General features: G+C 34.9%; 29 protein-coding genes and 1 other annotated feature. Of the genes, 23 read left to right on the plus strand and 6 right to left on the minus strand.

Annotated features, from left to right (window positions below; all coding sequences use genetic code 11):
• Nucleotides 1-18: 18 nt before the first annotated feature.
• On the minus strand, nt 19-300 hold the full coding sequence (locus AC4G3O_RS06705; RefSeq protein ID WP_491135990.1) for a hypothetical protein: 282 nt from the start codon (nt 298-300) through the stop codon (nt 19-21).
• A 35-nt stretch (nt 301-335) separates the two neighbouring features.
• Nucleotides 336-473 (minus strand): hypothetical protein, encoded by a 138-nt coding sequence (locus tag AC4G3O_RS06710; RefSeq protein ID WP_180349926.1) that lies wholly within the window; start codon nt 471-473, stop codon nt 336-338.
• 206 nt (nt 474-679) lie between these two features.
• Here AC4G3O_RS06710 and AC4G3O_RS06715 point away from each other — a divergent pair, with 206 nt between their 5' ends.
• From AC4G3O_RS06715 to AC4G3O_RS06740, 6 genes are all read left to right on the plus strand, one after another.
• Complete coding sequence (locus AC4G3O_RS06715) at nt 680-1,066, plus strand: nuclear transport factor 2 family protein (RefSeq protein ID WP_140461135.1); 387 nt, start codon at nt 680-682, stop codon at nt 1,064-1,066.
• A 195-nt stretch (nt 1,067-1,261) separates the two neighbouring features.
• Complete coding sequence (locus AC4G3O_RS06720; protein ID WP_491135991.1) at nt 1,262-2,158, plus strand: alpha/beta fold hydrolase; 897 nt, start codon at nt 1,262-1,264, stop codon at nt 2,156-2,158.
• Nucleotides 2,159-2,331: 173 nt separating this feature from the next.
• Nucleotides 2,332-2,784, plus strand: coding sequence for a MarR family winged helix-turn-helix transcriptional regulator (locus AC4G3O_RS06725; protein ID WP_066101766.1), 453 nt, complete (start codon nt 2,332-2,334; stop codon nt 2,782-2,784).
• 24 nt (nt 2,785-2,808) lie between these two features.
• Nucleotides 2,809-3,327 (plus strand): spermidine/spermine N(1)-acetyltransferase, encoded by a 519-nt coding sequence (paiA, locus tag AC4G3O_RS06730; RefSeq protein ID WP_066101763.1) that lies wholly within the window; start codon nt 2,809-2,811, stop codon nt 3,325-3,327.
• Nucleotides 3,328-3,378: 51 nt separating this feature from the next.
• Nucleotides 3,379-4,089, plus strand: a complete 711-nt coding sequence (locus tag AC4G3O_RS06735) for a B3/B4 domain-containing protein (protein ID WP_066101760.1) — start codon at nt 3,379-3,381, stop codon at nt 4,087-4,089.
• A gap of 79 nt (nt 4,090-4,168) precedes the next feature.
• A complete protein-coding gene (locus AC4G3O_RS06740; RefSeq protein WP_066101757.1) occupies nt 4,169-4,783 on the plus strand; it encodes an FMN-binding negative transcriptional regulator in 615 nt (204 codons plus the stop codon).
• Between the two features lie 114 nt (nt 4,784-4,897).
• On the opposite strand, the gene AC4G3O_RS06745 is transcribed toward AC4G3O_RS06740, so the two are convergent.
• Entirely contained in the window at nt 4,898-5,173 is a 276-nt protein-coding gene (locus AC4G3O_RS06745) for a DUF2651 family protein (RefSeq protein WP_066101756.1), read from the minus strand.
• Between the two features lie 682 nt (nt 5,174-5,855).
• On the opposite strand from AC4G3O_RS06745, the gene AC4G3O_RS06750 reads away from it, so the two are divergent.
• From AC4G3O_RS06750 to AC4G3O_RS06800, 11 genes are all read left to right on the plus strand, one after another.
• Nucleotides 5,856-6,311, plus strand: a complete 456-nt coding sequence (locus AC4G3O_RS06750) for a GNAT family N-acetyltransferase (protein WP_306821539.1) — start codon at nt 5,856-5,858, stop codon at nt 6,309-6,311.
• A 100-nt stretch (nt 6,312-6,411) separates the two neighbouring features.
• On the plus strand, nt 6,412-6,912 hold the full coding sequence (locus AC4G3O_RS06755; protein WP_175354226.1) for a GNAT family N-acetyltransferase: 501 nt from the start codon (nt 6,412-6,414) through the stop codon (nt 6,910-6,912).
• Between the two features lie 285 nt (nt 6,913-7,197).
• A complete protein-coding gene (locus tag AC4G3O_RS06760) occupies nt 7,198-8,385 on the plus strand; it encodes an MFS transporter (protein ID WP_225983657.1) in 1,188 nt (395 codons plus the stop codon).
• Between the two features lie 408 nt (nt 8,386-8,793).
• The gene (locus AC4G3O_RS06765) at nt 8,794-9,672 is read left to right on the plus strand and encodes an SMP-30/gluconolactonase/LRE family protein (RefSeq protein ID WP_139891480.1); all 879 of its coding nucleotides are present in this window, start codon (nt 8,794-8,796) and stop codon (nt 9,670-9,672) included.
• Between the two features lie 188 nt (nt 9,673-9,860).
• A complete protein-coding gene (locus tag AC4G3O_RS06770) occupies nt 9,861-10,100 on the plus strand; it encodes a helix-turn-helix transcriptional regulator (protein ID WP_077247964.1) in 240 nt (79 codons plus the stop codon).
• The gene (locus tag AC4G3O_RS06775; RefSeq protein WP_066101743.1) at nt 10,090-10,434 is read left to right on the plus strand and encodes a DUF2178 domain-containing protein; all 345 of its coding nucleotides are present in this window, start codon (nt 10,090-10,092) and stop codon (nt 10,432-10,434) included. The genes AC4G3O_RS06770 and AC4G3O_RS06775 overlap by 11 nt, the downstream gene beginning before the upstream one ends.
• Nucleotides 10,435-10,628: 194 nt before the next feature.
• On the plus strand, nt 10,629-10,979 hold the full coding sequence (locus tag AC4G3O_RS06780; RefSeq protein WP_066101738.1) for an immunity protein CdiI family protein: 351 nt from the start codon (nt 10,629-10,631) through the stop codon (nt 10,977-10,979).
• Between the two features lie 381 nt (nt 10,980-11,360).
• Nucleotides 11,361-11,984 (plus strand): hypothetical protein, encoded by a 624-nt coding sequence (locus AC4G3O_RS06785; protein ID WP_066101735.1) that lies wholly within the window; start codon nt 11,361-11,363, stop codon nt 11,982-11,984.
• On the plus strand, nt 11,977-12,738 hold the full coding sequence (locus AC4G3O_RS06790) for an ABC transporter permease (protein WP_066101732.1): 762 nt from the start codon (nt 11,977-11,979) through the stop codon (nt 12,736-12,738). The genes AC4G3O_RS06785 and AC4G3O_RS06790 overlap by 8 nt, the downstream gene beginning before the upstream one ends.
• Nucleotides 12,739-12,763: 25 nt before the next feature.
• Complete coding sequence (locus tag AC4G3O_RS06795) at nt 12,764-13,432, plus strand: ABC transporter ATP-binding protein (protein WP_187393492.1); 669 nt, start codon at nt 12,764-12,766, stop codon at nt 13,430-13,432.
• A gap of 14 nt (nt 13,433-13,446) precedes the next feature.
• Nucleotides 13,447-14,433: an ABC transporter substrate-binding protein gene (locus AC4G3O_RS06800; RefSeq protein ID WP_139891476.1), complete on the plus strand. Its 987-nt coding sequence runs from the start codon at nt 13,447-13,449 to the stop codon at nt 14,431-14,433.
• A 120-nt stretch (nt 14,434-14,553) separates the two neighbouring features.
• Here AC4G3O_RS06800 and AC4G3O_RS06805 read toward each other — a convergent pair whose 3' ends face one another.
• Nucleotides 14,554-14,982, minus strand: coding sequence for an RrF2 family transcriptional regulator (locus AC4G3O_RS06805; RefSeq protein WP_066101725.1), 429 nt, complete (start codon nt 14,980-14,982; stop codon nt 14,554-14,556).
• A 136-nt stretch (nt 14,983-15,118) separates the two neighbouring features.
• Between AC4G3O_RS06805 and AC4G3O_RS06810 the strand changes: the two genes are divergently transcribed.
• The 3 genes from AC4G3O_RS06810 (at nt 15,119) to AC4G3O_RS06820 (ending at nt 17,490) form a co-directional block, all read left to right on the plus strand.
• The gene (locus AC4G3O_RS06810) at nt 15,119-15,877 is read left to right on the plus strand and encodes an SDR family NAD(P)-dependent oxidoreductase (RefSeq protein ID WP_066101722.1); all 759 of its coding nucleotides are present in this window, start codon (nt 15,119-15,121) and stop codon (nt 15,875-15,877) included.
• A gap of 259 nt (nt 15,878-16,136) precedes the next feature.
• On the plus strand, nt 16,137-16,523 hold the full coding sequence (locus tag AC4G3O_RS06815) for a hypothetical protein (RefSeq protein ID WP_491135992.1): 387 nt from the start codon (nt 16,137-16,139) through the stop codon (nt 16,521-16,523).
• Nucleotides 16,524-16,677: 154 nt separating this feature from the next.
• Complete coding sequence (locus AC4G3O_RS06820; RefSeq protein ID WP_066101718.1) at nt 16,678-17,490, plus strand: alpha/beta fold hydrolase; 813 nt, start codon at nt 16,678-16,680, stop codon at nt 17,488-17,490.
• A 70-nt stretch (nt 17,491-17,560) separates the two neighbouring features.
• Here AC4G3O_RS06820 and AC4G3O_RS06825 read toward each other — a convergent pair whose 3' ends face one another.
• A complete protein-coding gene (locus AC4G3O_RS06825) occupies nt 17,561-18,766 on the minus strand; it encodes an MFS transporter (protein WP_491135993.1) in 1,206 nt (401 codons plus the stop codon).
• 64 nt (nt 18,767-18,830) lie between these two features.
• Nucleotides 18,831-19,101: a binding site (T-box leader), on the minus strand.
• 542 nt (nt 19,102-19,643) lie between these two features.
• On the opposite strand from AC4G3O_RS06825, the gene AC4G3O_RS06830 reads away from it, so the two are divergent.
• Nucleotides 19,644-20,546 carry a patatin-like phospholipase family protein gene (locus AC4G3O_RS06830; protein WP_139891473.1) on the plus strand — a complete coding sequence of 301 codons (903 nt, stop codon included), beginning with the start codon at nt 19,644-19,646 and terminating at the stop codon, nt 20,544-20,546.
• A gap of 166 nt (nt 20,547-20,712) precedes the next feature.
• On the opposite strand, the gene AC4G3O_RS06835 is transcribed toward AC4G3O_RS06830, so the two are convergent.
• A complete protein-coding gene (locus AC4G3O_RS06835; protein ID WP_139891472.1) occupies nt 20,713-21,306 on the minus strand; it encodes an SCO family protein in 594 nt (197 codons plus the stop codon).
• A 197-nt stretch (nt 21,307-21,503) separates the two neighbouring features.
• Here AC4G3O_RS06835 and AC4G3O_RS06840 point away from each other — a divergent pair, with 197 nt between their 5' ends.
• Together AC4G3O_RS06840 and AC4G3O_RS06845 are read left to right on the plus strand one after the other, a co-directional pair.
• Nucleotides 21,504-22,760: a M48 family metallopeptidase gene (locus tag AC4G3O_RS06840; RefSeq protein WP_148630860.1), complete on the plus strand. Its 1,257-nt coding sequence runs from the start codon at nt 21,504-21,506 to the stop codon at nt 22,758-22,760.
• Between the two features lie 129 nt (nt 22,761-22,889).
• On the plus strand, nt 22,890-23,426 hold the full coding sequence (locus tag AC4G3O_RS06845) for a DinB family protein (protein WP_066101702.1): 537 nt from the start codon (nt 22,890-22,892) through the stop codon (nt 23,424-23,426).
• The last annotated feature ends 30 nt before the right edge of the window (nt 23,427-23,456 follow it).

Below are 23,456 nucleotides of genomic sequence, written 5' to 3' on the forward strand. Positions count from 1 at the left end.
CTATGGACAGCTTTGCTTTTACCGAAGTACATCTCCCTCATTATTAAAAAACGTAGAGCCAGTAGAGGTATGTCCATTAATCCATTCCTGTGAGATTTTAGATACATTAGCCCAATTAGGGATTTTTGCATTATGCTCTGCGATCCAGCTTAAGCAATATTGGGGATCGATATTTTCTTCATAGCATTGGGTTAAAAAAGTCTGGATATTGGTTTCTGTACAATACTCAAAGGAGCCGCAGGTATGAGATAAAATTTGCTCCATTTTTATTTGAATAGAATCCTTGCTAGAGTTAGTCATCCAATTGCTCCTTTCATTTGGCTGATATCATTAGATCACTCATCATTCGTCTTGATATTTGAACCGTGACGGCTATTTACAGTGGGTATATGTTTTAAGGGAGTATCACCGTTTTTTGATGTCGTTTCCTGATTTCGTACCCGGAATTTAGATTGATCTTGATTATTCTTCATTTACTCTCACCTCCATTGTCTAACATTTGAAGAAATACAGAAAAATATTCAATTTCAAGCGCAAAATGTTAAGATACCTCACCAGAAATGAGAATGCTACACCTAATTTGAAAATAAATATTAGATAGTAAAAACACAATTAGTAGATAAAGGGCTATAAAATAAGCGGATTAAAATAATAATGCGTTAGTAAAGGGACTGATTAAATGGATGTGAAATTAAAGGAACAATTAAAGGAATTAGAAGAAAGCCATATTGGATTTGAAGTTCGTAAAAGTCGGGACAAGCTGGATAACATACTGGCAGACGATTTCTTTGAGATTGGCAGTTCAGGGTTTATGTTTGATAAAAAAGCCTGTCTGGAAGATGGAGTGGTTTTAACTGAGATGTCACTCTATAACTATAATATTTATCCGTTAGCGCAAGATGTTGTTTTATCTACTTATTTCATTGTTGATAGCACTCGTAATCGTAATACCTATCGAAGTTCAATATGGAAATTGATTGGTGGCAGATGGCAATTATATTTTCATCAAGGAACTATCTCTCCTTTACAATTAAGTGAGGTTCTTAAAAACCCTAATCCGAATTAGGATAGTTGCTTCTCAATAGAATAACTTAGTTTTCTCTTTAAACCTAAAAGGATTTTTAAAAACTAGATTGGAGGTAAATTGTGAGGTACTGTAATAAGCCGTTTCATTAACACTGTATTCTATGCTTCTCTACAAGAGCTCCTCCTTATATAGGAAGTAGATAATCTAATCATTGAATATAAGGAGGATAACTAAATGGAGAATGGACAATTAATTGATATTAAAGGGAAAAAGATATATGTGGAAATCAGCCATAAAAAATGTGATAAAGCGATTTTATATTTACACGGAGGCCCCGGAGAAGGCTGCTTCGATTTCACCTATCACCAAAAGACTCGTTTAGGAGATAAATTCAAACTAATAGCATCTGATCAAAGAGGGGTATGCAGGTCTGAAGGCATAAGTATTGGAGAAACATTTTGTCTTGATGACTTGGTTGACGATTGTGAGGGGCTTCGGCAATTACTTAGAATAAAGAAATGGTCTATAATAGGGCATTCTTTTGGAGGTTACCTGGCAGTACTTTATGCATCACGGTATCCTAACTCCGTAGAAAAAGTAATTTTTGAAGGACCAACATTTGATTTTAGACTAACAGCTAAAGCACTTCTTAAAAAAACGGCTAGTTTATTTGAAAAATATAAGATGGTCGAGCATGAATTGAAGTGTATAAAACTTTATAATGACGCCACTCTTTCAGCACGAGAACTGGTAGAGGGGTATATGGAGATTGGTGAACTTCTAGAAGAAAATAGGATGGAAATCTATACTCATAATTTTACTAATCCAACTGATACAGGCGTATATTCAGATGATCAGTGGGATAACTTCTATAATAAATCAGCAATCCATTTCGACCGCTTAAGAGATGAAGGAAAGATATTTGAGTCAGTTTTGCCTCTGTTGAAAAAAATCAATATCCCCTGTCTCTTAATTTTAGGAGAGCATGATGTTGTGACCTGCCCGATTCAAGTTCAAACGTATATAACCGAGGTTAAACAAGGTGAAATATATACGATGAAAAATAGCGGTCATACACCTCATTATGAAGCTGCAGATGAATTCTGTGATGTGGTAACAAATAAGATGTAATGAAAAGGCTGCTAAATTGAAGGTGACCCCAAAAGTTGCCTTTTGATTCTAACTTTTAGGGTGCACATCCATTGCGGTCTTTTTCATTATACATTTTGTTGCATATACAACAAAATGTACTATAATAATTATAATAGCATAATTTAAGTGCTTAAAGTAATGGAGATGTATTTATGAAGGAAATTCTACGGGAAATAGGCATGATTGCCAGGGCTTTAGATTCGATTAGTAATATAGAATTTAAGGAATATGACCTTACTAAAGGGCAATATTTGTACCTGGTCCGCATTTGTGAGAATCCTGGTATCATTCAAGAGAAGTTAGCTGAGATGATAAAAGTGGATCGAACCACGGCTGCACGAGCTATAAAAAAACTTGAACTGAATGGTTTTATTGAAAAGAAAGCTGATCATCAAAACAAAAAAATAAAAAAGCTCTTTCCAACGGAAAAAGGGGCAAAGGTTTACCCATTTATAAAACGAGAGAATGATTATTCTAATAAAGTAGCATTAGCTGGATTATCTGAAACAGAGATAGATATTATTTTTGATCTCCTTCAAAGAGTTAGAAAAAATATTGAAGTAGATTGGGAATTTGTGAAAAAAGGAAATAAGAGAACGTATTGATTACATAAAGGAGACATCCATAAAATGAATGTAAATATACAAAAGTGCAATCATGAAGATATACAGATCCTCCAAGAAATTAGTATTCAGACATTCACTGATACATTTAAGGATCAGAATTCGCCTGAAAATTTAAAGGCCTATTTAGAAAGGGCATTTAATCGCGAACAGTTAGAGACGGAATTATCCAATGCTTCCTCTGAATTTTATTTCATCTATTTCTGTGAAGAACTCGCAGGCTATTTAAAGGTCAATTTCAATGATGCTCAAACTGAAAGAATAGCTGATGAGGCACTAGAAATTGAGCGGATTTATATAAAGTCAAAATTTAAAAGAAGCGGATTGGGCAACTATCTGATGGATAAGGCAGAGGAAATAGCCATTGGACAAAAGAAGAAGCTTATGTGGCTGGGCGTTTGGGAAAAGAATGAGATTGCTCTTAATTTTTATAAAAAAAGAGGATTTGTTCAAATAGGAGCTCACTCCTTCTATATGGGTGATGAAGAACAAGTCGACTTTATCATGAGTAAATCATTGATATAACTATTTATAGATCCTTTCATGATTAAAAACGATGAAGTGGAGTGTTGTGTGATGGTGAAATTTATTGTCGATACTGAATTTTGGGATGTTTTCCCGGATGCTCAAATTAATATGTTAATTGTTAGAAATATTAATAATCGAGGTTCGGAAGAAAACCATGATGATTTCTCTGAACTACTTAACAGAGCGGCTAAGGAGGCTACTCAGTTTCTGACAGAAGATACATTTAGCCAAAATCAAGTTGTTGATGAATGGCGTAAAGCATTTGGTAAATTTAAAACGAAAAAGGGTACTCGTTCATCGATTGAAGCATTGCTAAAGAGAGCCAATCAAGGTAGAGAGTTTACACCAATTAATCCTTTGGTGGACATCTATAATAGTGTTTCTCTAAAATATGCTGTTCCCTGTGGCGGAGAAGATTTAAATTGTATCACTGGGGACTTACGTCTTGGGAAAGCAAAAGGAGGAGAACCATTCTTGCCACTTGGTGCTGATCAAGATTCCCCTGCTTTACCGGAGGAAATCATCTATTATGATCAGGACGGAGCTATTTGCAGATGCTTAAACTGGAGAGAAGCTCAAAGAACGATGCTAACTGATGACACAACGGATGCTGTCCTATTCATTGAATCCATTAACAAAGAACAAGCTGAACGTGCTAATCTAGCCATGAATGAATTGAAGCAATTGATTGATTCGTATTTCAACACTATAAGTACGGATATGATATTGACGGCAAAAGATTCAGCTTTTGAATTTTAATATTTTTACATATCTGGAATCATATCTTTTTAACTCTTCTTTGTTCTTTTCATAGACGAACTTAAGGAGGAATATCACGATGTTCATACCTGAGTGCTTTACTATCGATGACAAAGAAACCATTTATGATTTTATTGAAAAATACAGCTTCGCTACTCTTTTTTCACAGCATAACGGCGAACCATATGCTACGCATTTACCCCTAATATTAGATAAAGATCAATTTGCCTTATATGGCCATATGGCGCGTGCAAACAAACAGTGGGAAGAAGCAGGAAAACAGCAGGTCCTTGCTGTTTTCCATGGCCCTCATTGTTATATTTCTCCTATTTATTATGAAACTATTAAATCAGTACCTACTTGGGATTATGTTTCTATTCATGTATATGGCAGAATGGAGATTGTGAGTGAAAAGAATGTCATCCATCACACCTTAAATAGCCTGGTTAATAAGTATGAAAAGGCAGATAGCTCATACCATTATCTAGACTTAGATTCCAGTATAATCGAAGGTATGATAAGAGAGCTTGTCGCCTTTAAGATTATTATTACCAAAATAGAAGCACAGGCAAAGCTGAGTCAAAATCATCCTGTGGAGAGACAAGAGTTAATTATTAAACATTTGGAAAACAATCCGGATCAAAATGATAAACAAATCGCAGCTTTAATAAAGAGAAATTTAATTAACAATTGACTGAAGGTAATAGTGGGAAAATTTGATTTTCTTAGAGAGCATTAGTCCATATGGATTAATGCTTTTTATTTGGACAAAAGATTTCTCTTATTAATAATGGATTTGATAGGATCTTTAATTTTTGGTTCTAATATAAGCTACAATAATTGCTGATAGGAACAAGGAAATACTAGGAAATATGATGTTCCATTCTGAAAATGAAATATCAGGATATTGATAATAGTATTTAGAATGCCAAACTTCAAAGATCAGGTTGGCTATTAAAGTCACTAGCGGGCCAATAAAAATTTTATTGGTTATGGCTGAGACTAATACGCCTAATCCAATCACAATGGTTGGGACAATAACTAGCTGCAATAAAAAAGGATCCATAGTGTCAAGAAAACTCATATTTATATTCTCCTCAAGACAACGGTGTATATGAATCTCATAAACGCTAAGAATAGATTGTATTAGGTAAAGAGATACAAATATACAATAGAATTATAAATAAATGAAAATCGTTATAATAAGTGAGGTTAAAAAGTATGCAAGAGAGCCAAAGAAAACATAGGAAGGATTAAACTTACTTTGAGTTCCTTCTGGTCGTAGGCCAGTACTGCCTTGAATTTGAACATCAAGACTGCGACTTGTGTAGCCGCCAGTTGAAGTAAAAAAATAAATAATTATTGTAGAAAAGAAGCCAACAAACACACTGTAATCAAAGAAAGAAGCATCAAGCGATGAGGTTAATGCAAAGTTAATAATTCCAATGATTAAAAAGGTACCTATAAAAATAATATATTTTCTGATTATATTCACCTCCATAATTTAATTATATATTATTTGGGAAATTATGTTACTTCATACTTTCTACAGTATGTAAACAAATAGTAATAATATGAAGTTTAAGGCTGAATGATTCAATTTTGTTGCTTGAGGTTAATATAGGTTCAAATAGATGGCTAGAGACACTAATTCAACACTTAGGAGTGTGTTGAGTTAGTGTCTTTTTGTTTGTTTGCAGGAAGGATTTTTATGTGATTTATATATCTAATGGTCCAGGTTAATACAAGAAGGATATTGCGTGTAATTGAAGAATTATTTAATCATCACACATTTGAAGGATAATGATATGAAAGAAATTAATACCGAAAAAATCCATCCATTAATACGGAATCTTCTTTCCTATGCGACATCAGAATTTAGGATTGACGAGGAATACAATAAATATTTAAAATCTCCAAATCGAAAATTATTTGGTTTAGAATGCAATGGGAAATATGTTGGGTGCATAGGATTTGAAATGATTAGTCCAAAAGAATGTGTCATTTCACATATTGCTGTATTTCCGGAACAAAGAGAAAAAGGGATTGGCAGCAAAATGATAAATTTCCTGTCCAATCAATTCTGTCTTATCTCTGCTGAAACGGATAAGGATGGGGTGGATTTTTATCGTAAATATGGCTTCATGATAACAAGTTTAGGAGAAAAATATCCGGGTGTGGAACGATTTCAATGTGAATTTAGAAATGAAAGTATTTGTTAAACTTGCTTGGTATGAATCTAAGAGAGATTGATAATTTTTTTGAAATGAACGAAAAGGAACCGCAATGTTCCCATAAGTTACAATTGAAGAGGAGTTTATGATGGAAACACTATCAGACCGTTTATTGCTGAGACCATATAATAATCATGATTTAGATTTTCTTGAATCACTTTTAACGAATCCTAATATTGTGCGATATATAGGAAACGGACAAATAAGAGATCAAGAAGGAATTCAAAAATTTTTGAATTGGATTATTGATACATATGCCATTAATCCTAATTATGGATTGAAGCTCATTTTAGAAAAAGAAAGCAACAACAGAATAGGTCATGCAGGATTGGTACCCCAATTGATAGATGGAAAAAAAGAGATTGAAATTGGTTACTGGATTTCACAGGAATATTGGGGTAGGGGATTTGCAACTGAAGCAGCCAGAGGGGTAATGGAATATGGGAAGAATAAGCTGAAGCTTGAAAAAATGATTGCCCTTATTCAAAAAGACAACACTGCCTCTCAAAAAGTTGCTCAAAAGATTGGTATGCGAATAGAAAAAGAACTACTATTAAATGGAAAAGATGTTTTTGTGTACTATTGCTAATTTTCTTTTTTGGTCTGAAGCCGATGCAGATTTTATTGTGGATGATTTATCTGAAATTCCTGTGATTATTAAAAAGATGAACAATGTGTATTGTTGATTCAACATGAATTTAGTGCATAGGTTAATAAATGAAGATATATTATTTTAACGATATGTAGTTAACTACTATCAGGTTCTGATTAAAGATAGAGAACAATGGTGAGACACGCTATATTGATACCAGACTAAATCAGGCGCTCACTGTGCTAAAACTTTATACATAAGCGAATAATGGAGGACTGCTTTTTGCGGAAGATAATTTTTATATTTATCATCTATGCCACTTATATTAGTTTAGGGTTACCCGATCCCCTTTTAGGGATAGCTTGGCCTGAGATGGTGGGAGAATTTAATGTAGCACATAGTGCGGCAGGCTTAATCTCAATGACTATTGCAATTTGTACGGTTATTTCTAGCTTGTCGACTATGCGAATTAATAAAAAAATCGGAACGGGAAGACTAGTTCTAGGTAGTGTATTGCTTACTGTGATTGGATTGATAGGGTTTGCGTTTACACAAAATTTCTTATTATTAATTGTCTGTGCATTACCTTTAGGTTTTGGAGCTGGCGCTATTGACACCTCTGTAAATGACTACGTGGCTGCTAACTTCAAAGCACATCATATGAATTGGTTACATGCTTTTTGGGGAGTAGGAGCAACTCTCGGCCCAGTTATTATGGGTGTCGTTTTAAATAATCAATTTTCCTGGAGAAACGGTTATTTTATTATTGGCGGTATTCAAATTGTATTAGCTATTATTCTCTTCCTATCTATTCCTCTCTGGAAGACAAATCAACAAAAGGGATCCGAAAAGTCTGAAGAGAGTCCCGTGTCCAATGGCTCGGTTTTAAAAGAAAAGGGAGTTGTTTTTGCGCTATTATCTTTTGTATTTTATGTTGGTTTAGAAGGTACAATATTTTTGTGGGGAAGTAGTTATTTAATAGAAATGAAGTCATTATCAGTAGCTACTGCTAGTTTCATAATATCAGTATTCTTTGCAAGTTTAACCATGGGAAGGTTTATTTCTGGTTTTATTACGTTTTGGCTATCTAATCAGAAATTGTTACTGTTTAGCGAAATTGCACTACTCATAGGAATTATTACGGTTGCTTTTGGAACAGGCAGCGTTTTGTACGGTGGATTCATATTAATTGGTCTTGGATGTGCGGCAATTTTTCCAACCATGATACATGAAACTCCAAGAAGGTTTGGGAAAAGGAGTGCAAGTGCAATTATTGGGCTTCAAGTAGCTTTTGGCTCTGTTGGGGTAACCATTTTACCTCCGTTAGTAGGAATCCTGTTTCAGAATTATACAATGAATCTATTTCCGGTCGTTTTAGTAATTTTTGCTCTTACGTTACTTGGGGCAACCATTATTATTGAAAAGAGGAAAAGAGCAACTGAGTTTGATACTTTATCTAAACAGTTGTAAAAAACTCTGGGGTGTATGAGTGCTTACTGATCTGAACATTAAGGAGAATCTTTACAACCTTGCGGGGTTATCATTTCTTTTGATTTACTTACAGAAAGTCCAAGCAACTTTTACCTTTTAAAGAATTATAAAGAAACAGGATTAATCATCATGACAAACACAGATATAGGTGTCCGCCAGCTGAAAGGAATTATTGGAGAAGTATTTCATTCATTCAATTTCAAGCTCTGAAGGAGATACCCAAAATAGGCACAGATTTCATCTTTAAATGAATGAAATCCGTGCCTATTTTTATTGCCGGGCCAATTTCTAGTTAGTAAAATGAGCCAGTTTAGCGAAAGAAGGATTACTTCTTATCGTTATAGAATAAAGGACATAGAGAAAATAATACTAAACGAGGTGTTTGGCTTGGTAGGAGTTTTAGAATTGGTTCTAGATGTAAAAGCGACACTGGGAGAAGGTCCATGCTGGGATAGGCAAAGACAATTGTTATATTGGATTGATATTTTAGAAAAAAAGATATACATCTTTAATCCAAATACAAATGAAAACCACGGAATTCAGTTAGAACAATATATTGGGGCAATAGTACCTCGAAATATAGACGAAGCAGTAGTGGCATTAGAAAATGGTTTTTATTTTTTGAATTACTCCACGGAAAAAGTAACCCTGATAAATGAACCGGAGAGTCACTTGATTAATAATCGGTTTAATGATGGAAAATGTGATGCTTATGGACGCTTTTGGGCAGGTACAATGGACAAATCTTATATTAAAGAACAAGGTTCCCTTTATTGCTTAGATACAAATAGAAAAGTAGAGAAGAAGCTGAGTAAGATTGGCTTATCCAATGGCATGGCATGGTCACCTGATAATAAATTTATGTATCACATAGATACTCTATCTAAAAAGGTTAGTTGTTTTAATTTTAATCTTGTTACGGGTGATATTGAAAATCCCGTGGAAATTATCAGTTTCAAAGAAGAAGAAGGAATGCCTGATGGTATGACTATAGATGAAGAAGGAATGTTGTGGATTGCCCATTGGGGTGGTTCAAAAGTATCTAGGTGGAACCCTAAAACAGGTGAACAGATAGGCTCCATAGAGGTCCCAGCACTAAATGTTACATCTTGTACTTTCGGAGGGAAAGATTTAAATGAATTATATATAACTACAGCAAAATCGGGACTTAGTGAAGAACAACTTAAGAATTACCCATTATCAGGAGGACTTTTCAGGATCAAAATGGATGTAAAGGGAAGTCCATCTTATTCGTTTAAAGGGTAATAAACCTGATTGTTGAAAGAACATCTCTAGGCTGTTTTTTTATAAATATAAAAAGGGTGAGAATCGATGATAGGATTCTAACCCTTTTTAATTTGCATAATAATATTTATCCTTTGTATAAGTTTACTTTACTTTTATAAAAGTGTAGTTTATTATATATTTATGGTAAAAAAAGGAAGGTGTTGACCTTGAAAGAAAAAATGGAGGATTACGTTGAAAATAAAGTATATGAGCATCGAGTTTTAAAAAGATTGTCCCAAAAAGAGCTGGCTGACGCTGTGGGAGTATCCAAACAAACCATATATGTGATGGAGAAGAATAATTACTCTCCTTCCCTTGTTTTAGCTTTTCGAATTGCTGAGTTCTTTAACGTAGATATTAACCATATTTTTACTTATGTGAAAGGGTGCGATCAAAATGAAAAGTGAGGAAATATCTAATACAACTTTTTATCCATTAAAAACTTGGGCGGAAGCATCAACTGGTAATTGGAATATGCTTATTGGCATCGGTATTTTATTGCTTATAGTCGGAGTAATTCTGTTGTACGTATTTTATAGAAAAATAGGTAAGGCTGACGAAAGAACAAATCAAATACACTTAAAAAGTACCTTCATTATGTTAAGCGTAGTAATTTTATGTGACGTAATTTTCCCGAAAGAATATATGTGGCAAATTTTCTTCTTATTTAAATATTCTCTTGCATTCATTGCTTCAGGAATATTTCTAGCTGTTCAATATAAAAAGGATTTTTTAAACTAAGTAGGAAACAGAAGATCATTTAATTCATACAAATTTAAAAAACGGGATATTACAATACTATCCAGAGCTGTGAACAGCTCTATTTTTTATGCAGCAAAAAGGGGATGTTTTGTAATAATATGTATATAACAGATATAATCATAGTATTGTATATTTGCAAGCTTCATTTATAAAGTTGAAATGGGGATTAACTAATGATTTGGAAACAAAATAGAAATTGCAACCATACTTCATATAAATTTGAAGCTGATTTTATGAGTGACCCAATTTGGTGTAATGATTGTGGAGTAAATTTGGAGATAGATAATTTCCCTATATCAGATAAATTACAGGAAGAACTATTGGAATGGATATCGGAATATGGCAATTGGATTGAGTTAGAAACCGACCTATTAAAGGAAAATGGAGTAAAGCTAGAGGAATGGCACAATGAAAAAGGATTGCGGCTGTTCCAGGAAGTGAAGAAACAATTACGCGGAAAATATCCAATCGTATTTGTCCCATCTAGTTCAGCACAACAATATAACGAGTTAGAAAATGGTTGAAGCAGTTAAAAGTTGAAGACCAAGACTGCTACTGAGTAGTAATTATGGAGGCTAATGGGACAGATTCTCTATTAGCGAAATAATAAGTTTTTATGGATAAAAGTATTTAAACAAATGAAGTCTTTCTAGAAATAACAAAGGACATAATCTATTATCCTAATAGGTTATGTCCTTAATTTATATATCTATTTTAAATTTGGTGATGATAAATTAAAGCTAACTGTAAGGACAGTAGATATTTTAAGGTTTAACAGATTTTACTTTCTTTGGCAATGATATAAATGAATATGAACTTCATTGATAACCATTATCATTTATGATAATATTATTCAGAAATAATTTTGTTAATCTTTATCACTTCTAATTAGAAAGGAGAAGGAAGTGAAAAAATATATTTGGCTAAATCCTGTTGTTTTAAAAATGTATGAACAGGAAGAATTATATTCTACCTTAGAATGCTTAGATTTTCAGGTTGTTACTTGTGAGGAAAATCACTTGATGACTGTGAAAAATAAATACAAAGAGCGATACGAAGGATGTAATCAGCTCCTTTGTGATAATAGATGTCCTAAAGCAATTTCCTATGTAAAAACTCATTATGATCAAATTGGCCAGGAGTACGCTACTATCCAACCAATCTTAATTCATTGTGCTGAAGAACTGGCTAATAGATATAAAGATGATGATGCAGAACTATATATCATCACTCCTTGTACAGATTTAAAAGACCTAGGAACTAGCTTGGCATTGAAAAATACGATATTTCAAACATGGACTGAATTTTGCAGAGATCACCAAATCAAGCTTAATAGTAAACCAACTGAAAACAGTCCGATTCCACCAGGCTTTTTTGATAATATCCCTAATGTAGTCAGCCTTGCATCGAAGGATGATATTGATTGCTTTTTCCAGAGTACTCCTAAGCAAGAAAAACAATTAATAGAAATGTTATATTGCCAAGGTGGCTGCCATAATGGAGATGGAGTTAGGATAACAAATGAATAATCTTATAAAAAGATTGATACCGATTGCTTGTATTTTAATCGCATGGTATTTATGCAGCTATTTCGAAGTTTGGAGTGCCTATATTCTGCCTAGTCCAATGCAAGTATGGAATACCTTTGTATCAATGGTACAAAACGGAGAATTATTTATTCATATCTTTGCAAGTTTATATAGAGTACTAGTCGGCTTTTCGATTGCCTTTGTATTCGCCTTTTTTCTAGGCATCATTGCTGGTTTAAAGCCTGCCCTTTCTCCTTATTACAATCATATTGTGGAGTTCTTCAGAAATGTACCTCCACTTAGCCTGATTCCCTTGCTAATTTTATGGGTTGGTATCGGAGAAGAATCCAAAACAATCATAATCATTTTAGCTTCCTTTTTTCCAATGTTTTTAAATATAAAAAAGGGCTTTGGTTCTTGTGATTATAAGCTTTTGGAGGTCGGAAAAGTTTTAGGATTAAATCCAAGGCAACGTTTTCTGAAAATAATTCTTCCGTCTGCTGTCCCAGATATTCTTTTAGGAATGAAGGTTGGCCTGGGATATAGCTGGAGAGCTATTATTGGTGCTGAAATGATTGCCGCTGCAAGCGGTTTGGGGTACTTCATATTGGATGCGCAGACGATGTCTCGCTCTGATAAAGTGATTGTGGGAATTCTGGTGATCGGCCTCCTGGGAGTCATCTGCGATAAAATTTTCTCGTTCTTTAGCAAGAAATTCACTCGTATTGGAGGTATAGACAATAGCTGGGATTAAAATAAATCAACTTTATAAAAGTTTTATGGTAGATGGAAAAAAGCATGATGTTTTAAAAAATGTTAATGTCGAATTCCCTCAGAATAGCATCAGTGTCATTCTCGGAAAAAGCGGATGTGGGAAGACGACACTCCTGCGCATATTAGCCAATCTGGAGCAATGCGATGCAGGAGAAGTGTCCATTAATAGCAATGAAAAAATTAGCTTTGTATTTCAAGAACCCCGTTTGATGCCATGGTTACCCGTATCTAAGAACATTACATTCGGTTTAGAAAAACAAAAGATTAATGATGTGGAAATAGAAGAGTTAATGAATTTGATAGGATTAAAAAAGTTTGAAAAAGCCTATCCACACCAATTATCCGGAGGCATGCAACAAAGAGTCGCATTAGCAAGAGCATTAGCCTATGACCCATCCATTATCTTAATGGATGAACCATTTGCTGCACTCGATTATTTCACACGTGAGGCAATGCAGAAAGAATTAATAAGAATTAACCAACTAAAAAAGAAAAGTATAATCTTTGTTACCCATAGTATCGAAGAAGCCATAGCAATAGGACAAAATATCTTTGTAGTTAATGAAGGAAGGATTCATGCTCAATTTAACTTAGAGCAATATGAATATCCAAGAGATGTATTATCGCCTTCTCTAATAGAAATAAAGAAAAACATCATAGAAAAACTAGCGTGAGAGTGGGACATAAAATGAAAAAATGGTTATTATCTTTACTTGCTTTACTGAGCATATCAGTTATCGTTGCTTGTGGAAAAGATACCGATTCTGATAAGAACAGTACAAAAAATAACGAGGAGAACACGTATACTGTTGATAAGGTGCAGACAACTTATGTGCAATCTCCTTTAAATATTCCTTCTATTGTAGAAAAGGAAAAAGGATTGTTGGCCAATTCTTTTGCGGAAGAAGGGATTGAATTCGGCTATTCCAATTTAACAACCGGCCCTGAACAAACTCAGGCTTTGGCTTCAGGTGATATCCAATTCCTGAATGCAGTCGGTGCCACATCTGTCATTTTATCTGCATCGAATGGAGCGGATATCAAAATTATGAGCATGTATAGCCGTTCTCCTGAGGCTTTCATGTTATTTACAAACCTGAAAGATATTAAATCACCTGAAGATCTAGCAGGGAAAAAAGTTGCTGGTCCAAAGGGAACAATTTTACATGAACTGCTTATCAATTATTTAGCAACTGAAGGCTTAACAGAAAAGGATATTGAATTTGTTCAAATGGATATACCTTCTGCACAAGCAGCGTTAGTAGCAGAGGAAGTCGACTTTGCGTTACTAGCTGGCCCTACCGCATATAATATGATTCAAGATGGGTACCAGGTGGTTACAAATGGTGAAGGGCTGGTCGATGGAACAATTGTAGTTGCAACTAGTGAAGATTTCTACTCGAAGAATCCTGGCTTAGTAAAGAAATTTTTACAAGTACAAGAAGAGACACTGCAATATATCGATGAAAATTATGAGGAAGTCATGGAAATTACAGCAAAGGAAACCGAACTACCTCTAGATGGTGTAAAAGAAATGTATGAAATGTATGACTTCAATATGGAAATCAAACCATCAGATATCGAGAGTATGGAAAAAACAGTGAAATTCATGAAAGAGAATAATATGATCGAAAATGATGTAGATATTGAGTCCTTAATTTTAGATGTAGAATAATAGTAAAAAGCATGTTTCTGTATCAAGAAGCATGCTTTTTTTGATTAAAAGATATGGCAATACTAAACGGCCTCAATTTGATAGTGTAGAGGTGTTTTATTGTAAAATATAAAGGTAAAATCAAAAAAGATTCTTTTTTAAAGAACTATTTGCAAGATCATTAATAGAATATTGGCTCAAGACATCTTTTATTTTATGTTGTGCTTCTAGTAGAATATCTAAAATATTTTTGTCCATTTCATCGATTTCTTTATCCATTTTAGTCGGATGTGCGTCTTTCACAATGGCAACATACACATCATAAAGAGTTGTCTTTTCGGGATTAACAACCAGCTTATAACCACCGTAGCGCCCTTCAAAACCTTCAACCATTTTTTCCTGCATTAATTTAGCTAATACCTTCCTAATAAAGCTCGATTCAACATTTAGTTTTTCAGTTAAAGTGCTGCTAGTTACAAGCTTTTTTTCGTTTGCAAGTATTGCTAAGGACTTAATGGCAACGATGAAGTTCGTTTTACCTAAGTAGCTTAATTGTAAGAGGTCTTCCATACATTCACGTCCAATCTGTTACTATTTTAGCAATGAATTGTTTGAAATTAAAGATAAAATGATTGACCTTAAATGGATGGATTGTTAAGTTTTAAGTGTGATAAAAAATCACATTTAATCGAATGGAGGGATTTTGATGGGACGTTTAGATAATAAAGTAGCAATTATCACGGGTGCTGCGTCAGGTATGGGGTTAGCTGCAGTTCAATTATTCATAAGTGAAGGCGCAAAGGTTGTAGCAACAGATATCGCATTTGATAAGTTAGAAGAAGTAACTGCTGTAATAGAAGGCGATATACTATGTGCTCGTTTAGATGTCACTTCTGATGAAGATTGGAAAACTGTAATGGAACAAACAAAAGAGGCATTTGGTAAAATTGATATTTTAATTAATAATGCCGGTGTATCGTTTCATAAAACACTTTTGGAAGAAACATTAGATGGATGGAATCGTACTATTAACTTAAATTTAACCTCCGTGTTCCTAGGAATGCAATCCGTTATTCCTTATATGCAGGAAAATAGCGGTGGATCAATCGTCAATTGTGTATCTTTAGCAGCGATTATTGGAAGCGCTGACAATGGTGCAGCTGCGTATGCTGCAGCAAAAGGTGGTGTCCGTGCCCTATCAAAACATGCAGCTATCAACTTTGCTAAAGATAATATCCGAGTAAATTCTATTTATCCAGGAGCCATTTTAACAGGTGCTGCCGAGCGTCATGGTGTGACATCCCGAGAAGTATTGGGGAAAGCATTTGAAGGTACAATACCATTACCACCATTCGCAGGTGAAGCGATTGATATTGCTAACGGTTATTTATATTTAGCCTCTGATGAATCCAAATTTGTTACTGGTGAAGAATTAATCATTGATGGTGGATGGAGTTCTAAATAGTTTTATTTACCTTACTGAATTTACGGGGTAAAAACGGTAAATAAAAAGAGATATTTTACATTACTGGTGCTTTGACTTTGAATATGTATAATGAACCAAATGTTGCGTTGATTCAAAAGGATTAACGCTTTTTTCTGTTGAACCTCTTATGTGGTGGAGAAACAGTTAGCTGAAGAAGGATTTCTTAAACCTAATAGAGAATTTACTTGTTTAGAGTGACTTTTTGGAAGAGTATGCTCGTGATAAAGGGGGAAATATGATGCGTTTCACTGTCACAGGTCATGAGTTGAATACGGTACATGATATGAAAAAAATAACTTTATTATTAACTCAAGCAACCTTAGATGAGCTACATAAAGAAGAAAATAAAAAAATCCAAATAACGACTTCTCATTGTTTAATCATTGCCGACAAAATCAATACAAAAGAACCTATTATGGGTGAGATGTCTTTATTGGAACAATCAATCCTTGAAGCAGAAGATGATATACACAGCATTATTAATGAAGGCAATACTACCAATTTATCTGGAATGATATTGCTTAGAAATGTAAAAATAATTCCATTTTCAGCACCTGATAACATCATTGAATTAGAATCCTATGCACTTTATACGGATCATATGGGCTTTAGTCTTACTGATTGATATGTATAGGTGAGAGTGATACTCCGAGCAGTCCGCTTCATATGATGTGACCAGCTCTTTTTTTCTAATTCTATAAACTGGGCAAGAAGGCCATGGAACGAATTATAGAGAATATTGAATGTAGGATTTACTGCTTAGAAATGAGGTTAATAGGATGCCATATTGCAAAGTCTGCCAGGCAGAAATATATTATGAAGACATAGGTGAAGGTAAACCCATTTTAATGTTACACGGGTATTCCCTCGATCATCGATTAATGAAAGGGTGTATGGAACCCATATTTACTGATAGAAATGGGTATCGTCGTATTTATTTTGACCTTCCTGGCATGGGTTTGACGAAAAACTATGATGACATTACAAATGCTGATGATATGCTGAATACCGTTCAAGATTTTATTCAAGCCATCCTGCCTGACCAAGAATATATCATTGCAGGTGAGTCCTATGGGGGATATATAGCAAGAGGAGTTATTCAAAATCAATATGATAGTTTATTAGGTGCTGCTTTTATCTGTCCGGTTATCTTCCCCTATTTAGAAAACAGAAGAGTGGAGAAACATCAAATATTTAAGACGGATGAAGAATTTTTAGCCACATTAACAACGGAAGATGTAGAGAATTTCAGCAAAAATAATGTCATACTTGATGAATACACATGGTTGAGGTATAAACGAGAGATTGTAAGCGGCAGTAAACTAGGTGATGAAAAATTTTTGATGGCGTACATAGACCAATATGGATTTTCCTTCGAGATTGACCAAACAAATTTTATTAAGCCAAGCGTTTTCCTGCTGAGCAGACAAGATTCGTCTGTTGGCTATCAGGACGCACTCGAATTAATTAAAAAGTATCCTAGAGCAACTTTCGCTATTTTGGATAAAGCAGGCCATAATTTACAAATTGAACAGCCCGAAATTTTTAACGTTCTAATAAATGAATGGTTGGATCGAATTGAAGGATTATGATAGATTATTAAATAATACAAAAAACAGGTACTTTCTCTTTTCTAGAAAGTACCTGTATTATTATTGTTTTTTATACTTGAATATAATAACTTCTTTTCGAATGATCAGATATAACAAAATTAATGACCAGCCCCAACAGGAAAAAAATAAAGGAACCCATGATATAAACAGGGCGAATATCAAATAGTTCGGCAGATAATCCAATTAAGGCTGTACATATGATGATTAAAACTGCCTCTAGCATCCCTAAGACACTGGAGAATCTGCCCATAATATCTACAGGCACATTGTTTTGGTAGAAGGTTAAAAAGCCTGTATTTGCAAATGATAAAGAAAATGTTAAAACGAAAAATCCTATTGAAGCCCATATAAAATCGTTTGAAAAGGCAAAGATTAGATAACCAATCGGAGTGAAGAACGCTCCAAGTCCCATTAGTACATTTATTTTCAATTGATTCGCAAAGATTGTATTTACTAGTGAACCCCCAATGATTCCTGCACCGGCAATACTAACAAGAAATCCATAGGTACTTTCGGATAAAAAGAGAACTTTGGTTGCAAATGCAGCCTCTAATGAATCTAAGGCAGACATACATACAGAAATTCCGCTAAACAGAATATATATTAATGTTATATGTTTATTTGTTTTATTGAATTGAAGGATGATTCTCCAATCATTCACCATTAATGAAGGTTTAATTTTTTCATATATACGATCTTCACTCCCAAATTCTACATTTGGAAGAAACAAAATAATGATTACTGAAAAGAACAAAGCGAAAGAATTTATTTGGATTGCTAAATTAGGAGAACCAATGATAAAAAGGAAGCCCGCTATGGAAGGCCCTAGTATAAAACCACAGGAATTAATAAAATTTCGCATGGCATTAAATCGTTGTCGATTTGTTTTTGGAATTAATTTTGTCATGTAGACCATTGAGGTTGGTTCAAAAATAGACCTGGCAATATTGATGATAAATACAATGAAGTAAATAAATGGAAGTGAATCTAAAAACGGTAAGATAAAAATAAAAATGGCTCTTATAATATCTAGATAAATCATGAGCTTTCTTTTATTGAACCGATCAATTAAAGTCCCAGACCAGAAATTTGTACATAAGGATGCAATAGGCAATAGGATATATAGGATAGAAACGGCTAAGGGTGATTCTGTCTTATCCAAAATAATTAAATTTAATGCAATCAAATAAATCCATGCACCAACATTCGATACTCCAATTCCAAGTAAGAGTAAAAGGAGGTATTTCCACTTCATTTAATCCACTCCCAGACATTGATTTTTAGGCCAATAAAAAAGTCTCACCTCCAAGGTTAACAACCTTGGGGACGAGACTTTTGGAATTTAGTAGTTCGCGGTGCCACCCCAGTTTATTCCTGTGTCGCCACAGAAATCTTTTCGAGTACGCAGGACAAGGCCTGGTTATACTCTATCTCTTTAACGGGAGAAACCGACGCATAATCAATATCAGATGAAATATCCTATACGAAGCTCCGAGACTTGGTTCGGCGGGCTATTACATCCTCCATTCTCAGCTACTGGAGTTCTCTGTTATGCTTAAGCGCGCTTACTCTTCTTTTCATCGCTTTTTCCTTATTATGGATTTATAACATTATATATTGTTTTGGATAATATGGAAATACTAAAATAAAAATAAAAATGGGGATGTACTTCCTGATTTATAATTTTGTATTTACTAAGATTGAAATAGTATTTTTTTCAGTCACCACTTTGGCAGTCATTACAGTTAGAAAAATATATATTATTTGCCTTATAATAAATGTAAAGGGTCATAGCATAACTTCCTTGTTGAGGATTAGTTGTTCAACTTATTTAGTGGTATCAATAGATATATCAACAACGTCCTTGTATTATGGTGTTATGTGACCGGATTGTAGTGGAAGAATAAGTTTATTACTATCCTACCATTTAAATAGAATGTAAGAGCTGTCCTCTTATTAGCCATACTTCCCTGGCTTTCGGGACAGCTCCTTTTTACTAGGAAAAATAGTATAGATTAACCAGCGTTATAGAAGTTTTGATACGTTACAATTGATTGTGGATGAAGAGAGGCTTATGGCTTAAACAACATCTATAAACATCTATAATGAGCATGAATAAAGGAGACTTTTTGATGATTCCTATCAATATAAAAAATACGAGCTTGATCTTAGAGGGCGGAACATTCCGCATGGTATATACAGCGGGTGTCTTAGACGGTTTTTTAGAGAAAGAGATGATGTTTCCTTACATATTGGGAATCTCTGCGGGTGCTATTAGTGCTTGTTCCTATATTTCTGAGCAAAAAAACAGGACGATTCGCTTTATATCTACTTACCGGAATGATAAGCGCTATGTCGGAGTGCGCAATTTTCTAACGGAGCGAAGTCTGTTTGGGCTGACGTTTGCCTATGATACGGTTCCTAATCAGTTGGATTTCTTTGATTGGGAGACATATCAAAACTATCAAGGTCAAGTTTTGTTTGGCGTGACAAATGCCTATACCGGACAGGTAGAATACATGGATGGTAAAACAATGGACAAAGGGGCTACAATTTTGCGGGCCACATGTGCTATTCCAGTCCTGTTTCCTGAAATTAAAATAAATAATGTTCCTTATTATGATGGAGGATTAGCTGATTCGGTACCAATCCAAAAGGCGATAGCAGATGGCTATGAAAAGCATGTCATCATCTTGACCAGGCCGCCGGGCTACAGGAAGAAGCTCGACAGTCAGACAAAATGGGCAGTGAAACTATTGCGTAAGAAATATCCGCAACTGGTTCAAGCCATGGAGAACCGTGCACATCATTATAATCAAACCATGGATTTGATAGAAAAGCTGGAGCAAGAAGGGAAAGCATTCGTTTATCGACCGCCGTTTGAACTTAAGAGTTTTGAAAAAAACACAGAGATTATGTGGAAATCACATAATAAAGGGTTAGAACAATTTCATGACCGAAATCAGGAATTACTAGATTTTCTTGGAGCTGATTATGCAGGCTGCAAAGCTGAAGCTTCTCTCATGGAAATTTAGGTTTCTCTAATTGTGCGAGGGATAGTATTTCCGCATAAGAACAAGACTGTCAATGGACAGTCTTTTCTTATACTCTTAGAGTGGATGGAGAAGGTTGATTGGTTTGATAATTAAAAGAGCTGTCTTTTTTTGCCTACACCTTTATATACAAATCTTCTGGAATCAGCTACATCTTTTCAGCATTCTTAACAATTTTCTTGTAAACTTCTTCTCGGTCAAAATCCTTTTCTCCCATTCCAAATACTTCAATGACACGGTTTTTTTCATTAATAAGATAAGTGGCATTTGTGTGGATTAGGAATCCTGAACCGGGGTCTTTATATTGGAAACGGAATGCATCTGCGAGCTTTCTTGTATCCTCTGCATCTCCACGCAATACATACCATCCGTCTGCAGCAGTTGTTTTAAAGGTCTCACCGTACTCTTTCATAATCGGGAGTGTATCCCGAGCTGGATCAATTGTGACTGTCAGGAATTCGACTTTATCGCCAAACAGACCGTCTTTCACAAGCCGATCGCGTATATCGACCATTTGATAGGTTGTATTTGGACAGACATCAGGACAGTTTGTATACATAAATTCCAATAGGCGTATTTTTTGTGGAATTTCCTTGAATGAATAATCCGTACCGGTAGTGGATTCCATTGTAACTTCATTAGGAAACTCCATTTGTGACTGCCTATAACCAGTGAAGTAGTATATACCAGCACCGATACTTAAAATTAATAAGATAGTAAAACCTATATATAACTTTTTCATATCGTTTAACAGTTCCCCTCTGTTTGTTATTCCTCCCCTATTTTACCATTATATAGATAGTGGTTATGGTAAAGTTGTTGGAAACTTGTGAGAAATGAGTGTCTATTTTGTGTCGTATGGAGAAAGAATGAATTAAGGTTCTAACTTGTACAAATGCCGGTAAACTATATAGATGGAATGTTTGAGGAGGGGTATATTTGCGGAGAAAATGGATTTTAATCATATTAGGCCTATTTCTAATTTATGCATTGGCGATATATGTTTATCTTTTTCATGGTGCCAATACAGCTATTCCTGAATCGATGAGGGGAACCAATGCAGATCCCTCTACGTTTATGAATAAGGAATTGTTAGAAAAGAGTGAAACGTATTCTAAAATACGAAACTTTTTCTTTTTTATCAGTACACCGCTTGAGTGGCTATTCTATGCGATTGTTCTGATATCTGGATTGTCCAAAGGGCTAGAGAAATGGGGGAAGCAATCCTGGAAAAGACATTCCGTTCAAATTAGCGCCTATGTCTTTTGGCTTTCACTCCTTTTATTTATTGTCTTCCTGCCGCTTTCATACATTCGATATAAAATATCGCTTGCCTATGGCATATCCTCTCAGGTTTTCTCCTCCTGGATGAAGGATAATTTTATTGAGTTTTGGGTGGATCTAGGAATGACATTAATTGTTGTTCTTGTCTTGTATTGGCTCATTCGGAAAAGTCCCGCTCGCTGGTGGCTGTATAGCTGGCTTTTATGCATTCCATTCACGATATTCGTCATGTTTATTCAGCCGGTTGTCATCGATCCGCTTTACAATGATTTTTACCCACTGAAAGATAAAGTATTGGAAGAACAAATCCTTGATTTGGCAGCAAAAGCCAATATTCCGGCTGAGCATGTGTATGAAGTAAATATGTCAGAGAAAACCAATTCTTTAAATGCTTATGTAACAGGGGTTGGCTCAAATTCCAGAATTGTACTCTGGGACACCACATTGAACAGCCTAGAGGATGATGAGATTTTATTTATCATGGCTCATGAAATGGCTCATTATGTGGAAAAACATATATACCTCGGTATTGCCGGGTATTTGGTTCTCATGTTGGTTGGTTTATGGCTGACAGATAAATGGATGAAAAGAGCCATACGGAACAGAGGGGAATTGTATCACTTAGAATCCATGAGTGATATTCGGTCATTGCCGCTCTTTTTACTGATCACGTCCATTCTGTTGTTCGCAGCAAGTCCCGTTACAAATTATGTATCCCGTGTGCAGGAAACAAGAGCAGACACCTATGCATTAAACATGACCGATAATCCTGAAGCAGCTATTTCCTCCTTTCAGAAACTTTCTGAAAAGGGGCTAAGCCAAGTGAATCCGCCTTTACTGATTAAAATATTCCGGAACAGTCATCCAACCATGCTTGAACGGATTGAAATGGCAGAGAAGTATAAAAAATAAAAAGTTATAATGAATAAAATGAAGAGCCCTTCGTTAGACGGAGTGGCTCTGTTTTTGCTATCGTGCAATAAAGGAATTTAAGCAATGAAGGTGGAATAAATAGAGGAAATACATAAAAGGAGAGGGAATATGCGAAAACAATTAAAACAAAATGAATATGCTCCTTATTATCAACCATATGTAGAATTAGTTCCGGAAGGTGATTTGATCCAAATTTTATCCGAACAAATAAAACAGACGATTGCCAATCTGGAAAAAACAACTGATACTCAGGCGGAATTCCGTTATGCCGAAGGAAAATGGAGTATCAAGGAAGTTATTGGGCATATGATTGATACAGAGAGAATCATGGCATACAGGCTTCTTGCAATCGCGCGAGGAGAACGCAGAAACTTGCCAGGTTTTAATGAAGAAGAATATGTTCAGCAAGCATCCTTTACAAAACAAACAGTAGAAGAGCTCCTACAAAACTTTTCTATCGTCCGTCAGTCAACGATTATATTATTAAAAAGTCTCCGCAGTGAAGAGTGGCTGCGCCGAGGCACAGCTAATGATTGCGATATAACGGTTCGGGCTCTGGCTGTTATCATTGCCGGGCATGAATTACATCATCGCAGTATCATCAGTGAACGATATATGAACGCTGACTCAATTCCAAATCAATAACCATATGAGCTGGATTTTCAGCTCTTTTTG

The sequence above is a fragment of the Bacillus sp. z14 (2026) genome (assembly GCF_058313575.1).

What these genes read in the sequence shown, in the direction of transcription:
- AC4G3O_RS06755 (WP_175354226.1), top strand. Translation starts at nt 6,412, where the DNA reads ATGGAAACACTATCAGACCGTTTATTGCTGAGACCATATAATAATCAT.
- AC4G3O_RS06800 (WP_139891476.1), top strand. Translation starts at nt 13,447, where the DNA reads ATGAAAAAATGGTTATTATCTTTACTTGCTTTACTGAGCATATCAGTT.
- AC4G3O_RS06835 (WP_139891472.1), bottom strand. Translation starts at nt 21,306, where the DNA reads ATGAAAAAGTTATATATAGGTTTTACTATCTTATTAATTTTAAGTATC.
- AC4G3O_RS06720 (WP_491135991.1), top strand. Translation starts at nt 1,262, where the DNA reads ATGGAGAATGGACAATTAATTGATATTAAAGGGAAAAAGATATATGTG.
- AC4G3O_RS06745 (WP_066101756.1), bottom strand. Translation starts at nt 5,173, where the DNA reads ATGAGTTTTCTTGACACTATGGATCCTTTTTTATTGCAGCTAGTTATT.
- AC4G3O_RS06845 (WP_066101702.1), top strand. Translation starts at nt 22,890, where the DNA reads ATGCGAAAACAATTAAAACAAAATGAATATGCTCCTTATTATCAACCA.
- AC4G3O_RS06780 (WP_066101738.1), top strand. Translation starts at nt 10,629, where the DNA reads ATGATTTGGAAACAAAATAGAAATTGCAACCATACTTCATATAAATTT.
- AC4G3O_RS06820 (WP_066101718.1), top strand. Translation starts at nt 16,678, where the DNA reads ATGCCATATTGCAAAGTCTGCCAGGCAGAAATATATTATGAAGACATA.
- AC4G3O_RS06805 (WP_066101725.1), bottom strand. Translation starts at nt 14,982, where the DNA reads ATGGAAGACCTCTTACAATTAAGCTACTTAGGTAAAACGAACTTCATC.
- AC4G3O_RS06725 (WP_066101766.1), top strand. Translation starts at nt 2,332, where the DNA reads ATGAAGGAAATTCTACGGGAAATAGGCATGATTGCCAGGGCTTTAGAT.
- AC4G3O_RS06795 (WP_187393492.1), top strand. Translation starts at nt 12,764, where the DNA reads ATGGTAGATGGAAAAAAGCATGATGTTTTAAAAAATGTTAATGTCGAA.
- AC4G3O_RS06740 (WP_066101757.1), top strand. Translation starts at nt 4,169, where the DNA reads ATGTTCATACCTGAGTGCTTTACTATCGATGACAAAGAAACCATTTAT.
- AC4G3O_RS06705 (WP_491135990.1), bottom strand. Translation starts at nt 300, where the DNA reads ATGACTAACTCTAGCAAGGATTCTATTCAAATAAAAATGGAGCAAATT.
- AC4G3O_RS06775 (WP_066101743.1), top strand. Translation starts at nt 10,090, where the DNA reads ATGAAAAGTGAGGAAATATCTAATACAACTTTTTATCCATTAAAAACT.
- AC4G3O_RS06790 (WP_066101732.1), top strand. Translation starts at nt 11,977, where the DNA reads ATGAATAATCTTATAAAAAGATTGATACCGATTGCTTGTATTTTAATC.
- AC4G3O_RS06735 (WP_066101760.1), top strand. Translation starts at nt 3,379, where the DNA reads ATGGTGAAATTTATTGTCGATACTGAATTTTGGGATGTTTTCCCGGAT.
- AC4G3O_RS06830 (WP_139891473.1), top strand. Translation starts at nt 19,644, where the DNA reads ATGATTCCTATCAATATAAAAAATACGAGCTTGATCTTAGAGGGCGGA.
- paiA (WP_066101763.1), top strand. Translation starts at nt 2,809, where the DNA reads ATGAATGTAAATATACAAAAGTGCAATCATGAAGATATACAGATCCTC.
- AC4G3O_RS06810 (WP_066101722.1), top strand. Translation starts at nt 15,119, where the DNA reads ATGGGACGTTTAGATAATAAAGTAGCAATTATCACGGGTGCTGCGTCA.
- AC4G3O_RS06815 (WP_491135992.1), top strand. Translation starts at nt 16,137, where the DNA reads ATGCGTTTCACTGTCACAGGTCATGAGTTGAATACGGTACATGATATG.
- AC4G3O_RS06710 (WP_180349926.1), bottom strand. Translation starts at nt 473, where the DNA reads ATGAAGAATAATCAAGATCAATCTAAATTCCGGGTACGAAATCAGGAA.
- AC4G3O_RS06715 (WP_140461135.1), top strand. Translation starts at nt 680, where the DNA reads ATGGATGTGAAATTAAAGGAACAATTAAAGGAATTAGAAGAAAGCCAT.
- AC4G3O_RS06825 (WP_491135993.1), bottom strand. Translation starts at nt 18,766, where the DNA reads ATGAAGTGGAAATACCTCCTTTTACTCTTACTTGGAATTGGAGTATCG.